The organism is Pseudomonas sp. Y3 TE3536, from assembly GCF_053629175.1.
Window position 1 is genome coordinate 2,977,415 of sequence record NZ_JBRJHU010000001.1, and the last position, 12,756, is coordinate 2,990,170.

Here is a 12,756-nt window from a genome sequence, read left to right on the forward strand (position 1 = left end):
CCAGGCGGCTGACGCCGGTTTCCCCAAGGCCGGCGACGGCTCATAATGGCGGCCAGTATACGGGTGTTGAACCCGGCAAAAACGCAGATTTCGAGGAGATTTTCATGGCCGTCGCTCTGAACACCTTGGTCGAGGAAGCCGAGCGCTACCTGGGCAGTGCGAAGATCCAGGATTATTGCCCCAATGGGCTGCAGGTCGAGGGCCGCCCGCAGGTCAGCCGCATTGTCAGCGGTGTCACGGCCAGCCAAGCGTTGCTGGATGCCGCGGTCGAGGCTGAGGCCGACCTGGTGCTGGTGCACCATGGCTACTTCTGGAAGGGCGAGAACCCGTGCATCACGGGGATCAAACAGCGCCGTTTGAAAACCCTGCTCAAGCACGACATCAGCCTGCTGGCGTTCCACCTGCCGCTGGATGTACACCCGGAGGTGGGCAACAACGTGCAGCTGGCGCGCCAGTTGGATATCACCGTCGAGGGGCCGCTGGACCCGGAAAACCCGAAAGTGGTTGGCTTGGTCGGGTCGCTGGCTGAGCCGATGACTGCACGGGATTTTGCCCGGCGGGTGCAAGAGGTGATGGGGCGTGAGCCGTTGCTGGTTGAAGGCGAGCAGATGATCCGCCGTGTGGGCTGGTGCACCGGGGGCGGGCAGGGGTATATCGATACCGCGATTGCCGCAGGGGTCGACCTGTTCATCAGTGGCGAGGCGTCGGAACAGACCTTCCACAGTGCTCGCGAAAACGGCGTCAGCTTCATCGCCGCCGGGCACCATGCCACCGAGCGCTATGGCGTGCAGGCCCTGGGCGACTACCTGGCCCGGCGCTTCGCCGTGGAACATCTGTTCATCGATTGCCCCAACCCGATCTAACCCTTCCGGATCTCCCACAACCCCTGTAGGAGCAGCCTTGCGCTGCGAAGAGGCCGGTACAGGTAAAGTGCCACCACTGGCCTCTTCGCAGCCCAAGGCTGCTCCTACAACGGCTGGTGGTGAGTAGCCAGAGCCCAAACCCCCAGTCATATCGTTAGATTGTTTCGATCTAGCCCGCCTCCTAAATAGAATCAGCCGCTGTGATAAAGTGGCTCGCTCGAACACGGCCCGCAGGCCGTCCATAAGATCGTTTTTCGTGAGTAGCCATGGTCGACAAACTGACGCACTTGAAACAGCTGGAGGCGGAGAGCATCCACATCATCCGCGAGGTGGCCGCCGAGTTCGACAACCCGGTGATGCTGTACTCGATCGGCAAGGATTCCGCCGTGATGCTGCACCTGGCGCGCAAGGCCTTCTTCCCGGGCAAGCTGCCGTTCCCGGTGATGCACGTCGACACCCAGTGGAAATTCCAGGAGATGTACAGCTTCCGCGACAAGATGGTCGAGGAAATGGGCCTGGAGCTGATCACCCACGTCAACCCTGAGGGTGTGGCGCAGGGCATCAACCCCTTCACCCATGGCAGCTCCAAGCACACCGACATCATGAAGACTCAGGGCCTCAAGCAGGCGCTGGACAAGCATGGTTTCGACGCCGCCTTCGGTGGTGCCCGCCGTGACGAAGAGAAGTCGCGCGCCAAGGAACGCGTCTACTCGTTCCGCGACAGCAAGCACCGTTGGGACCCGAAGAACCAGCGCCCCGAGCTGTGGAACGTGTACAACGGCAAGGTCAACAAGGGCGAGTCGATCCGCGTCTTCCCGCTGTCGAACTGGACCGAGCTGGACATCTGGCAGTACATCTACCTCGAAGGCATCCCGATCGTGCCGCTGTACTTCGCCGCCGAGCGTGAAGTCATCGAGAAGAACGGCACCCTGATCATGATCGACGACGAGCGCATCCTTGAGCACCTCTCCGAGGAAGAAAAGGCCCGCATCGTCAAGAAGAAGGTGCGTTTCCGTACCCTCGGTTGCTACCCGTTGACGGGTGCTGTCGAGTCCGAAGCCGAGACCCTGACGGACATCATTCAGGAAATGCTCCTGACCCGTACGTCCGAACGCCAGGGCCGTGTCATCGACCACGATGGCGCCGGCTCCATGGAAGACAAGAAACGCCAAGGCTACTTCTAATTTCAGGGTTACTCCATGTCGCACCAATCTGATCTGATCAGCGAGGACATCCTCGCCTACCTGGCCCAGCACGAGCGCAAGGAACTGCTGCGTTTCCTGACCTGCGGCAACGTCGACGACGGCAAGAGCACCCTGATCGGGCGCCTGCTGCACGACTCGAAGATGATCTACGAGGACCACCTCGAAGCCATCACCCGTGATTCGAAGAAGTCCGGCACCACCGGCGAAGAAGTCGACCTGGCGCTGCTGGTCGACGGCCTGCAGGCCGAGCGTGAGCAGGGCATCACCATTGATGTCGCCTACCGCTACTTCTCCACCGCCAAGCGCAAGTTCATCATTGCCGACACCCCGGGCCACGAGCAGTACACCCGTAACATGGCCACCGGTGCATCCACCTGTGACCTGGCGATCATCCTGGTCGATGCCCGCTACGGCGTGCAGACCCAGACCCGTCGTCACAGCTACATCGCCTCGTTGCTGGGCATCAAGCACATCGTCGTCGCCGTCAACAAGATGGACCTCAAAGGGTTCGACGAAGGCGTGTTCGAAGAAATCAAGGCCGACTACCTGAAGTTCGCCGATGCCATCAACCTGACGCCGAGCAGCCTGCACTTCGTGCCGATGTCGGCGCTCAAGGGCGACAACGTGGTCAACCGCAGCGAGCGTTCGCCGTGGTACACCGGCCCTGCGCTGATGGAAATCCTCGAGACCGTGGAAGTCGCGGCCGACCGCAACTTCACCGACCTGCGCTTCCCGGTGCAGTACGTCAACCGTCCGAACCTGAACTTCCGCGGCTTTGCCGGCACCCTCGCCAGTGGTGTGGTGCACAAGGGCGACGAAATCGTCGTGCTGCCTTCGGGCAAGAGCAGCCGGGTCAAGTCCATCGTCACCTACGAAGGTGAGCTGGAAAACGCCGGCCCAGGCCAGGCCGTGACCCTGACCATGGAAGACGAAATCGACATCTCCCGTGGCGACCTGCTGGTGCATGCCGACAACGTCCCGCCGGTGACCGACCAGTTCGACGCGATGCTGGTGTGGATGGCCGAAGAGCCCATGCTCCCCGGCAAGAAATACGACATCAAGCGTGCCACCAGCTATGTGCCGGGTTCGATCGCCAGCATCACCCACAAGGTCGATGTGAACACCCTCGAAAAGGATGCGGCCAGCGCGCTGCAGCTGAACGAGATCGGTCGCGTCAAGGTGTCCCTGGACAGCGCCATCGCACTGGACGGCTATGACAGCAACCGCACCACCGGTGCGTTCATCGTCATCGACCGCCTGACCAACGGCACCGTTGGCGCCGGCATGATCATCGCGCAGCCAGTGCTGCCGCACGGCAGCACCGGCCAGCATGGCAAGCAGGCTCACGTGTCCACCGAAGAGCGCGCCCTGCGCTTCGGCCAGCAGCCGGCCACCGTGCTGTTCAGCGGCCTGTCCGGTGCTGGCAAGAGCACCCTGGCCTACGCCGTGGAGCGCAAGCTGTTCGACATGGGCCGTGCGGTGTACGTGCTCGATGGCCAGAACCTGCGCCACGACCTGAACAAGGGCCTGCCACAGGACCGCGCCGGCCGCACCGAGAACTGGCGCCGCGCCGCCCATGTGGCGCGCCAGTTCAACGAAGCCGGCATGCTGACCCTGGCCGCCTTCGTCGCCCCGGATGCCGAAGGCCGCGAACAGGCCAAGGCGCTGATCGGCAAGGAGCGTCTGGTGACCGTTTACGTCCAGGCCTCGCCAATCGCCTGCCGCGAGCGCGACCCGCAGGGCCTGTATGCTGCCGGTGGCGACAACATCCCGGGTGAAAGCTTCCCGTTCGATGTGCCGCTGGACGCTGACCTGGTGATCGATACCCAGAACACCAGTGTCGACGAAGGCGTGAAGCAGGTGCTGGATGTGCTGCGCCAGCGTGGCGCGATCTAAGCGCTGAGGCTGCATGAAAAACCCCGCTTCGGCGGGGTTTTTTGTTTGTGTCCGGACGTGCAAATCTCACAGGTCTGGAACGCACTATTTTTTAAGGAGTAACACCCCGTATGAGCGGGGTGTTGGATTTACTCTGCTTTAAATCCTGGCTTGCCGTTAGCTGCGCGCCACTCTTTTATGATGCGTACGATTTCCTCTGGCGTATCAAGGCCGTCTGCCTCAGGCCAGTATATTAAGTCCGAGCCATTCGGATGTTCGCTTAGCGATTTAAATCTCATGATGTGTGAATCTAAATCCTGTTCGCTTATATTGTTGGGTGGGTTTGTAATTGAGGTTATAAATTCAAGGAATTCCAGTTCTGTGAATTCAGATATGCTGTTTTTTGGAGTCATTCTGATGCCCCGTAATGTATGTTGTGATGCGCTGCCGGCGTGACAATCTTCAAGTTGTCAGCATCGTATACAGCTCCATGTTCGGAAATTGGAATCACGTGATGGAGTATAAAAGTAGCGTGCCCCTTGTAGTGATCTTTGTCACGTGCTTTGGGGGCGTGTCCTCTAGCCATGAGATTTCTATTTGCAGTGTTAAATTGACTAGACAGCTCGGGGTGTTCGGCTACAGCCTTCCAGAATGCGGCTCGGAAAGCATCGAAATCTCGAAATTCCCGTCCCCTCAGCACATCCGCAATCTGCGTTGGAATTTCTGCCCCGGTCTGCCTGGCTGCTTCATCGAGCCAGATACCAGTGATTGGCGAGCCTAACCCTGTAGCAATCCCTGGCTCATATCGCGGGCTCTTGAACACCACCAGAATAGGCGGCAAACCCGAATCCAGCGGAAAGGTGATTATCAGCCGTTCTTGATCCAGTAGCTCCAGAGCCGGATAACCGTCCTGCTCGGTGCTTACAGGATTAAGGCTGCTGCCGGTGTAAACGACAGTCCCAGGTGGTGCCGGCGGAAGACTGGTAGAGCTTCCCTGTTCATCCCCCGGTGCGCTGGCTGGGGTCCAGGTCAGAATTCGCTGAGGGTTCTCCAGTGCCAGGCTGTAAAGCTGGCGCTCGCTGTCGAAAGTCGCGGCGCGAACGGGTACTGGCTTAGCGCCAGGTACCACGTAGAGATCCAGCCCATGTTGGTCTTCGGCCCCTGCAAGAAGGTAAGGTAAATCGATACTGGTTGATGAGAGGGCAAGGGCGACTAGATCCGGACCGTTCGGAGGTGAAAGGTTAGCGAGGGGCGTGCTGATGAGGTAGTGACGTTCGCTGTTGGCCAACGTCGACGGCCAGGCCATAGCCAGGGAGCCCACCGCTAGGGTGGGAGTGGAAGCCGCAATAATCCTGGTCAAAGCTGCAGATATTGCAGCCCCTAACGCTGTATAGGCGGTCTCGGCGATTGCGAACGTTGCAGCACCGATGGGGATGATTGCAGGGACCGATGCCGCCAGTCGGCCTTCGTGGTTGTAACTTATACGTTTGAGCAACGTCTCGAGCTGCTGCCGTTCCGCCTCGGCAGCTAAACGCTCAGTTTCGGCTTGCTGGCGTGCCGCTTCTTCTGCGGCCAATCGCTCAGCTTCGGCTTGCTGCCTCACCACTTCCTCGGCAGCCAGGCGCTCAGCCTCAGCCTGTAGCCAAGCGGCTTCCTCAGCCGCCGCCTGTTGCGCTGCAAACTGAGCTTGTAAGTGTTCAACTTCGGCCGCGCGCTGGTTAAGATTCTGCGTAGCACTTGTGAAGGTATCGAGGAACCTGATCGATTCGCTCAATGCAAGGGCCTGGTGATATTCCTTCCAGCGCTGACCAGCTCGGCGCAATCTTTGCTCATCCACAAGATGCAACAGCCCTTCCAGTTGGGGTTTCGACAGAGGGCTGCTGATCCGCGGATTTTGATCTGGGTACTGCGGTATTTGCGATTGTTTGCTCTGCACCAGAGCTCTGGGAGCTGGTTTATCTCTTGAGTATATTTTTCTTCGTGGTCTTTCTCGATGACCTGATATTCCTCTGTCAACACTCTCCGTGTTGAAATGACCCGCGCAATATCATTTTTGGTTGGGCTGGTACCGCGAGGGTAGCCTTCACTCAGCCCCCAGCCCCCTCCGCCTGGTCCGCCTCCACCGCCACCCATTAACCTGAGTTCAGCACCCGTGGGGGCAGCGGCGCTAATCCAAAGCCCTTCGGTGAGATAATACGTTTTGTCCTGTGCCATGTAGGTTCTCCTGATCACTACATGGCAAAGCTTTTCGTGTATTGAATGTGCAGTATGTCAGTTGCGGCCTATCCATCGGTAGGACCCTTCCTGCCGTTCGGAAAGGTCTGAATCAGATATGCTTTTCCGACACAGGAATCACGCGCCTCTCTTTCACTGCCTTGTACGAAAAACTCGAATAAATTTCTTTAACTCCTGGCAACCGCTGCAGTACTTCCCGGGTGAATTCCCCAAACGATTCAAGGTCCCGCGCCAGTATTTCCAGCAAGAAGTCATAGCGCCCGGAAATATTATGGCAGGCAACGATTTCGGGTATTTCCATCAACCGCTTCTCAAAGGCCAAGGCCATGTCTTTGGTATGCGAATCCATCATGATGCTGACAAAAGCGGTTACGCCAAACCCCAATGATTTAGGGGAAAGAATGGCCTGGTACCCGGTGATATAGCCGTTATCTTCCAGCAATTTGACCCGCCGCCAGCAAGGCGAGGTGGTCAGCGCTACCTGGTCGGCAAGCTCGGAGACGGTAAGGCGGGCGTTGTCCTGCAGGGCGGCGAGCAGGGCGCGGTCGGTGCGGTCGAGGGTCGAAGGCATGTTTTGCCCTCCTGATCGAATAATTGTTGTTTTTGTTCCAAAAAGTGCTCGATTGCGTGGGCTATTTTGGAAAAACTCAGGCAGCTCGGTGGCATAAGCTTATAACAAACCACCAGAGGCTGTTGCCATGCGCGACTCCCATAACAACACCGGTTTTTCCACACGGGCCATCCACCATGGTTATGACCCGCTTTCCCACGGGGGCGCCCTCGTGCCGCCGGTGTATCAAACAGCGACCTATGCCTTCCCCACCGTTGAATATGGCGCTGCCTGCTTTGCAGGGGAGGAAGCGGGGCACTTCTACAGCCGTATTTCCAACCCGACGCTGGCCTTGCTGGAACAGCGCATGGCGTCGTTGGAAGGGGGCGAGGCCGGGCTGGCGCTGGCTTCTGGGATGGGGGCCATCACCTCGACGATCTGGACCCTACTACGGCCGGGTGATGAGCTAATTGTCGGGCGCACGTTGTATGGCTGCACCTTCGCCTTCCTGCACCATGGCATTGGCGAGTTCGGGGTGAAAATCCGTCACGTCGACCTTAACGACACTAAGGCACTCAAAGCGGCGATCACCAGCAAAACACGGATGATCTACTTCGAAACACCCGCCAACCCCAACATGCAACTGGTCGATATCGCGGCCGTGGCGGATGCCGCGCGTGGGCATGATTTGCATATCGTGGTCGACAACACCTACTGCACGCCTTATTTGCAGCGGCCCCTGGAAATGGGAGCCGACCTGGTGGTGCATTCGGCCACCAAGTACTTGAGCGGCCATGGTGATCTCACCGCAGGGCTGGTGGTGGGGCGCAAGGCGCTGATCGACCGGATACGCCTGGAAGGCCTCAAAGACATGACGGGCGCGGTGCTGTCGCCGCATGACGCTTCGCTGTTGATGCGCGGTATCAAGACTCTGGCCCTGCGCATGGACCGCCATTGCGCCAACGCCCAGCAGGTGGCGGAGTTTATCGCGCGCCAGCCGCAGGTCGAGTTTATCCACTACCCAGGGCTGCCCTCGTTTGCCCAGTACGCACTCGCTCAACGGCAGATGCGCCTGCCGGGCGGCATGATCGCATTCGAGCTCAAGGGCGGCATCGAAGCCGGGCGGCGCTTCATGAATGCCCTGCAGCTGTTCGCGCGGGCGGTGAGCCTGGGCGATGCCGAGTCGCTGGCGCAGCATCCGGCGAGCATGACCCATTCCAGCTATACGCCGAAGGAGCGGGCACATCACGGGATATCAGAAGGTTTGGTTCGTTTATCGGTGGGGCTTGAGGATGTGGAGGATCTTATCGAGGATGTACGACAGGCGTTGACGGTTTGCAATTGATTCGGTTGTGCTGGTCCTGACGCTGGCTTGCCAGCGCCAGAGGCCAACGCCTGGCGATCAAACTTCGTCAGGGTCGTTCAAGTAGGCGGCGTTTCTTTCCAGAATATTCAGGCGCAGTTCCAGAGGTTGCTGGCCCTGCGTGGAAACATAGGTGAAAGGATTATCTTTGAATGTTTGCAGCATGAGTGGCGCACGTTCGCCAGCTGGGGTCAGGCGCACGGTGGCTTGGTCATCAAGGTCGCCGAATGCCAGAGGTGCGTTGTTGGTATCCAACAAGTCGAACGGTGTTGGGTAGACGCCATTGAACGGTGAGGTTAAAGCACACACACAGTTCTCGTCGTGAAGGTAAAGTGCGTGCTTGTAGCGCACGGAAGAGCGAACAAACAGCCGATAACCCTCATCCACGCAGCGAAAGTAGAGTTGCAAGGGGGCGACGTCGATTGTGTCAGGTGAATGTCCCCAGTAATTCGACTTGATTTTTTTCTTGCCGGGTATTACCTCGGCTGGCAGATCTACATAATGCGGTGCAAATCGTGGTAGTGAGATGTTGGCTCTTCTGGCAGGGAGGTAGGTTGAAGGGGTCATGAATTCGGCTGGCTTGCCCAGCAGTTCGTCGAGAAAGTTCAAGCTACCGTCCACAGCCTCAACAGTGGCAATGAATGAGCGTTGTCGGTGAGTCAGCATAAGAGTTCTCCTGGGTTGGATAGACTTATGCAGGTTCAGGTAATACGTGGCCGAGAGGCACTCGGAAATGTGTGCTGAGTAAGTTGCGTGAACCTGTTGCAGGCTCGGTGCCGATTGCTAGGCAATGCTGCCCCTCAGAAAAACAAAAGGCCTCTTTCGAGGCCTTTTTCAATGCATCAGCTCAACGCTTGAGCCCGTAGCTCTCATCGAGCATACCCGGCGAGTTCGGCGTTTTTGGCGCGTAGTCGCGTGGCACTTCGGCGGTGTCCTTCGGCGGGGTCAGACGGTCGCGTGGGCCTTGGGCCGCTTCGGAGTGCAGGGCGGCCAGCAGGCGTTGGCGGGTGACGTCGTCGAGGGCCAGGGTGTTGGCGCCATCGGCGAGGTGATCCTGGACATCCTGGTAGCTCTGGGTGAGTTTCTTGACCAGTACGGCGGTGCTGTTGAAGTGGGTGACCACTTCGTTCTGGTAGCTGTCGAAACGCTGCTGGATGTCATCCAGTTGACGTTGCGTGCTGCTCGGCGCGGCATTGGGTAGCAGGCGGGCTACGACGAAACCAACCACCACGCCGATGACCAGGGCCAGGGTCGGCAACAACCAAACAAGGAGCGAGAGTTCCACGAGTCCTTCCTCTATAAACGGCTTTGCTTTACGTTAACGGCTCAGACCTGCGCTGTATACCGCGAGCGATCGCAAATCAGAACAGAATTCCTCACCTAGACGAATCGACCCTTCCCGAGGTCACGGAGTAGTGCCTTGCTTGTCCGCGAAACCCCCTTGTTCATCGATGGCCCTTGTGGCCAGTTGGAAGCCTTGTACCTGGACGTGGCCGATGCCCGCGGCGTGGTGCTGATCTGCCACCCCAACCCGGTCCAGGGCGGCACCATGCTCAACAAGGTAGTTTCGACGTTGCAACGCACCGCGCGTGACGCCGGTTACGTGACCCTGCGCTTCAACTACCGGGGTGTCGGCCAAAGCGCCGGCAGCCATGACATGGGCGCGGGCGAGGTGGCCGATGCCGAGGCAGCGGCTGCCTGGTTGCGCGCGAAGCACCCTGAGCTGCCGGTGGTGCTGATGGGCTTCTCGTTCGGTGGTTTCGTCGCGACCAGCCTGGCAGGGCGCCTGGAAAGCGCTGGCGTTGAGTTGCAACACCTGTTCATGATCGCCCCGGCGGTGATGCGCCTGACAGACGAATTCCCGTTGCCGCAGCGCTGCCCGATCACCCTGGTGCAGCCCGACAGCGACGAGGTCGTCGATCCGCAGTTGGTCTACGAATGGTCTGACACCCTGTCGCGCCCCCATGAGCTGCTGAAAGTGGCAGAATGCGGACACTTCTTCCATGGCAAGCTGACCGATCTGAAGGATCTGCTGCTGCCGCGCCTTTCGAATTGAGCCAAGCCTGAATAAGCGAACACCCATGACCACGCGCATCCTTACCGGTATCACCACCACCGGCACCCCGCACCTGGGCAACTACGCCGGCGCCATTCGCCCGGCGATCCGCGCCAGCCAGCAACCCGGTGCCGATTCGTTCTACTTCCTGGCCGACTACCACGCCCTGATCAAGTGCGACGACCCGCTGCGCATCCAGCGCTCGCGCCTGGAAATCGCTGCCACTTGGCTGGCCGGTGGCCTCGATCCGGACAAGGTGACCTTCTACCGCCAGTCCGACATCCCGGAAATCCCCGAGCTGACCTGGTTGCTGACCTGCGTTGCTGCAAAGGGCCTGCTTAACCGTGCCCATGCCTACAAGGCCTCGGTGGACAAGAACGTCGAGAACGGTGAAGACCCGGACGCCGGCGTGACCATGGGGCTGTTCAGCTACCCGGTGCTGATGGCCGCCGACATCCTGATGTTCAACGCCCACAAGGTGCCGGTCGGCCGTGACCAGATCCAGCACGTGGAAATGGCCCGTGACATTGGCCAGCGCTTCAACCACCTGTTCGGCCAGGGCAAGGACTTCTTCGCCCTGCCGGAGGCGGTGATCGAAGAGAGCGTGGCGACGTTGCCGGGCCTGGACGGGCGCAAGATGTCCAAGAGTTACGACAACACCATCCCGCTGTTCACCAGCGCGAAGGACATGAAAGACGCTATTTCGCGCATTGTGACCGACTCGCGCGCGCCGGGCGAAGCGAAAGACCCGGACACTTCGCACTTGTTCACCCTGTACCAGGCCTTCTCGACGCCGGAGCAATGCGCCGGGTTCCGCGAAGAGCTGCTGCAGGGCCTGGGCTGGGGCGACGCCAAGCAGCGTCTGTTCCAGCTGCTGGATGGGCAACTGGCCGAGAAGCGCGACCACTACCATCAACTGATCTCGCGTCCATCGGACCTGGAAGACATCCTGTTGGCCGGTGCCGCCAAGGCCCGCAAGATCGCCACGCCGTTTCTTGAGCAACTGCGCGAAGCCGTTGGCCTGCGTTCGTTCCGCAGCAGCGTGCAGGCCAACACCGAAGTGAAGAAAAAGGCCGCCAAGAGCGCGCGGTTCGTCAGCTTCCGTGACGAGGATGGCAGCTTCCGCTTCCGCCTGCTGGCCGCCGACGGCGAGCAACTGTTGCTGTCGCGCAGCTTCGCCGACGGCAAGAGTGCTGGCGCTGTAAGCAAGCAGCTGCAGCAAGGTGGCGAAGCCGATGTGCGTGCTGAAGGGCTGAGCTTCAGCCTGTGGCTGAATGGCGAGCAGGTGGCTGAAGGGCCGCAGTTCGACACGGCCGAAGCCCGTGATGCGGCTGTTCAAAGCCTGCACGAGGCCCTGGTGCCACAGCAGGACTGAGACAGTTTGACGCAAGTCTGATTGCCATTAAGCGGGCCTGTCGCTACAGTGACGGCCCGTTTTTTGTTGCCTCGCTAACGAAATCATGACGCCCCTAGAACGATACCAAGCAGATCTGAAACGTCCCGACTTCTTCCATGATGCGGCGCAGGAGACTGCGGTGCGTCACTTGCAGCGCCTGTACGACGACCTGGTACACGCGCAGAACAACAAGCCGGGCGTGTTCGGCAAGCTGTTCGGCAAGAAAGAGCAGACGCCGGTCAAGGGCCTGTACTTCTGGGGTGGGGTAGGGCGTGGCAAGACCTACCTGGTCGACACCTTCTACGAGGCGCTGCCGTTCAAGCAGAAGATGCGGACGCACTTCCACCGCTTCATGAAGCGCGTGCACGAGGAAATGAAAACCCTCAAGGGCGAGAAAAACCCGCTGACCCTCATCGCCAAGCGTTTCAGCGATGAAGCCAAAGTCATCTGCTTCGACGAGTTCTTCGTCTCCGACATTACCGATGCGATGATCCTCGGCACCTTGATGGAGGAGCTGTTCAAGAACGGCGTGTCCTTGGTGGCGACGTCCAACATCGTGCCGGACGGCCTGTACAAGGACGGCCTGCAGCGTGCGCGCTTCCTGCCCGCCATCGCCATGATCAAGCAGTACACCGACGTGGTGAACGTCGACAGTGGCGTCGACTATCGCTTGCGCCATCTGGAGCAGGCCGAACTGTTCCACTTCCCGCTCAATGACGCCGCACACCAGAGCATGCGTGCCAGCTTCAAGGCGCTGACCCCTGAGTGCACCCAGGCTGTCGAGAACGACGTGCTGATGATCGAGAACCGCCCGATCAACGCCCTGCGCACCTGCGATGACGTCGCCTGGTTCGACTTCCGCGCCCTGTGCGACGGGCCGCGTAGCCAGAACGACTACATCGAGCTGGGCAAGATCTTCCATGCGGTATTGCTGAGCAATGTCGAGCAGATGGGCGTTGCCACCGATGATATCGCCCGCCGGTTCATCAACATGGTCGACGAATTCTATGACCGTAACGTCAAGCTGATCATTTCGGCTGAGGTGGAGTTGAAGGACCTGTACACCGGTGGCCGGCTGAGCTTTGAATTCCAGCGGACCTTGAGCCGGTTGCTGGAGATGCAGTCGCACGAGTTCCTGTCGCGCGCGCACAAGCCGTAAGGCATGGGGGCTGCTGCGCAGCCCTTTCGCGACACAAGGCCGCTCCTACAAGAG

At 59.6% G+C, this 12,756-nt stretch carries 12 protein-coding genes; 7 read left to right on the forward strand and 5 right to left on the reverse strand.

Going from position 1 to position 12,756, the window contains the following annotated elements; all coding sequences use genetic code 11:
• Window positions 1-104: 104 nt before the first annotated feature.
• From AB7M33_RS13475 to cysN, 3 genes are all read left to right on the forward strand, one after another.
• Window positions 105-863, forward strand: coding sequence for a Nif3-like dinuclear metal center hexameric protein (locus AB7M33_RS13475; protein WP_027595324.1), 759 nt, complete (start codon window positions 105-107; stop codon window positions 861-863).
• 266 nt (window positions 864-1,129) lie between these two features.
• Window positions 1,130-2,047, forward strand: coding sequence for a sulfate adenylyltransferase subunit CysD (cysD, locus tag AB7M33_RS13480; RefSeq protein ID WP_003251799.1), 918 nt, complete (start codon window positions 1,130-1,132; stop codon window positions 2,045-2,047).
• 15 nt (window positions 2,048-2,062) lie between these two features.
• A complete protein-coding gene (gene cysN / locus AB7M33_RS13485; protein WP_027595325.1) occupies window positions 2,063-3,964 on the forward strand; it encodes a sulfate adenylyltransferase subunit CysN in 1,902 nt (633 codons plus the stop codon).
• Window positions 3,965-4,092: 128 nt separating this feature from the next.
• Here cysN and AB7M33_RS13490 read toward each other — a convergent pair whose 3' ends face one another.
• From AB7M33_RS13490 to AB7M33_RS13500, 3 genes are all read right to left on the reverse strand, one after another.
• Window positions 4,093-4,356 (reverse strand): bacteriocin immunity protein, encoded by a 264-nt coding sequence (locus tag AB7M33_RS13490; protein WP_265968557.1) that lies wholly within the window; start codon window positions 4,354-4,356, stop codon window positions 4,093-4,095.
• A complete protein-coding gene (locus tag AB7M33_RS13495) occupies window positions 4,353-5,879 on the reverse strand; it encodes an S-type pyocin domain-containing protein (RefSeq protein ID WP_454242971.1) in 1,527 nt (508 codons plus the stop codon). The genes AB7M33_RS13490 and AB7M33_RS13495 overlap by 4 nt, the downstream gene beginning before the upstream one ends.
• 390 nt (window positions 5,880-6,269) lie before the next feature.
• Window positions 6,270-6,749: an Lrp/AsnC family transcriptional regulator gene (locus tag AB7M33_RS13500; RefSeq protein WP_454242972.1), complete on the reverse strand. Its 480-nt coding sequence runs from the start codon at window positions 6,747-6,749 to the stop codon at window positions 6,270-6,272.
• Between the two features lie 127 nt (window positions 6,750-6,876).
• Here AB7M33_RS13500 and AB7M33_RS13505 point away from each other — a divergent pair, with 127 nt between their 5' ends.
• Window positions 6,877-8,073: a methionine gamma-lyase gene (locus AB7M33_RS13505; protein ID WP_454242973.1), complete on the forward strand. Its 1,197-nt coding sequence runs from the start codon at window positions 6,877-6,879 to the stop codon at window positions 8,071-8,073.
• Between the two features lie 57 nt (window positions 8,074-8,130).
• Here the strand turns inward: AB7M33_RS13505 and AB7M33_RS13510 are convergent, their stop codons facing one another.
• Together AB7M33_RS13510 and AB7M33_RS13515 are read right to left on the reverse strand one after the other, a co-directional pair.
• On the reverse strand, window positions 8,131-8,757 hold the full coding sequence (locus AB7M33_RS13510) for a hypothetical protein (RefSeq protein WP_454242974.1): 627 nt from the start codon (window positions 8,755-8,757) through the stop codon (window positions 8,131-8,133).
• A 181-nt stretch (window positions 8,758-8,938) separates the two neighbouring features.
• The gene (locus AB7M33_RS13515) at window positions 8,939-9,376 is read right to left on the reverse strand and encodes a YhcB family protein (RefSeq protein ID WP_027593992.1); all 438 of its coding nucleotides are present in this window, start codon (window positions 9,374-9,376) and stop codon (window positions 8,939-8,941) included.
• A gap of 135 nt (window positions 9,377-9,511) precedes the next feature.
• On the opposite strand from AB7M33_RS13515, the gene AB7M33_RS13520 reads away from it, so the two are divergent.
• The 3 genes from AB7M33_RS13520 (at window position 9,512) to zapE (ending at window position 12,702) form a co-directional block, all read left to right on the forward strand.
• Complete coding sequence (locus tag AB7M33_RS13520; protein WP_027593993.1) at window positions 9,512-10,147, forward strand: alpha/beta hydrolase; 636 nt, start codon at window positions 9,512-9,514, stop codon at window positions 10,145-10,147.
• Between the two features lie 25 nt (window positions 10,148-10,172).
• The gene (locus AB7M33_RS13525) at window positions 10,173-11,522 is read left to right on the forward strand and encodes a tryptophan--tRNA ligase (RefSeq protein WP_099430375.1); all 1,350 of its coding nucleotides are present in this window, start codon (window positions 10,173-10,175) and stop codon (window positions 11,520-11,522) included.
• Window positions 11,523-11,607: 85 nt separating this feature from the next.
• The gene (gene zapE / locus AB7M33_RS13530; protein WP_027593995.1) at window positions 11,608-12,702 is read left to right on the forward strand and encodes a cell division protein ZapE; all 1,095 of its coding nucleotides are present in this window, start codon (window positions 11,608-11,610) and stop codon (window positions 12,700-12,702) included.
• Window positions 12,703-12,756: the final 54 nt, after the last annotated feature.

Excerpts from the sequence above, each read along its gene's own strand:
- AB7M33_RS13475 (WP_027595324.1), top strand. The coding sequence starts at position 105 with ATGGCCGTCGCTCTGAACACCTTGGTCGAGGAAGCCGAGCGCTACCTG.
- cysD (WP_003251799.1), top strand. The coding sequence starts at position 1,130 with ATGGTCGACAAACTGACGCACTTGAAACAGCTGGAGGCGGAGAGCATC.
- cysN (WP_027595325.1), top strand. The coding sequence starts at position 2,063 with ATGTCGCACCAATCTGATCTGATCAGCGAGGACATCCTCGCCTACCTG.
- AB7M33_RS13490 (WP_265968557.1), bottom strand. The coding sequence starts at position 4,356 with ATGACTCCAAAAAACAGCATATCTGAATTCACAGAACTGGAATTCCTT.
- AB7M33_RS13500 (WP_454242972.1), bottom strand. The coding sequence starts at position 6,749 with ATGCCTTCGACCCTCGACCGCACCGACCGCGCCCTGCTCGCCGCCCTG.
- AB7M33_RS13505 (WP_454242973.1), top strand. The coding sequence starts at position 6,877 with ATGCGCGACTCCCATAACAACACCGGTTTTTCCACACGGGCCATCCAC.
- AB7M33_RS13510 (WP_454242974.1), bottom strand. The coding sequence starts at position 8,757 with ATGCTGACTCACCGACAACGCTCATTCATTGCCACTGTTGAGGCTGTG.
- AB7M33_RS13525 (WP_099430375.1), top strand. The coding sequence starts at position 10,173 with ATGACCACGCGCATCCTTACCGGTATCACCACCACCGGCACCCCGCAC.
- zapE (WP_027593995.1), top strand. The coding sequence starts at position 11,608 with ATGACGCCCCTAGAACGATACCAAGCAGATCTGAAACGTCCCGACTTC.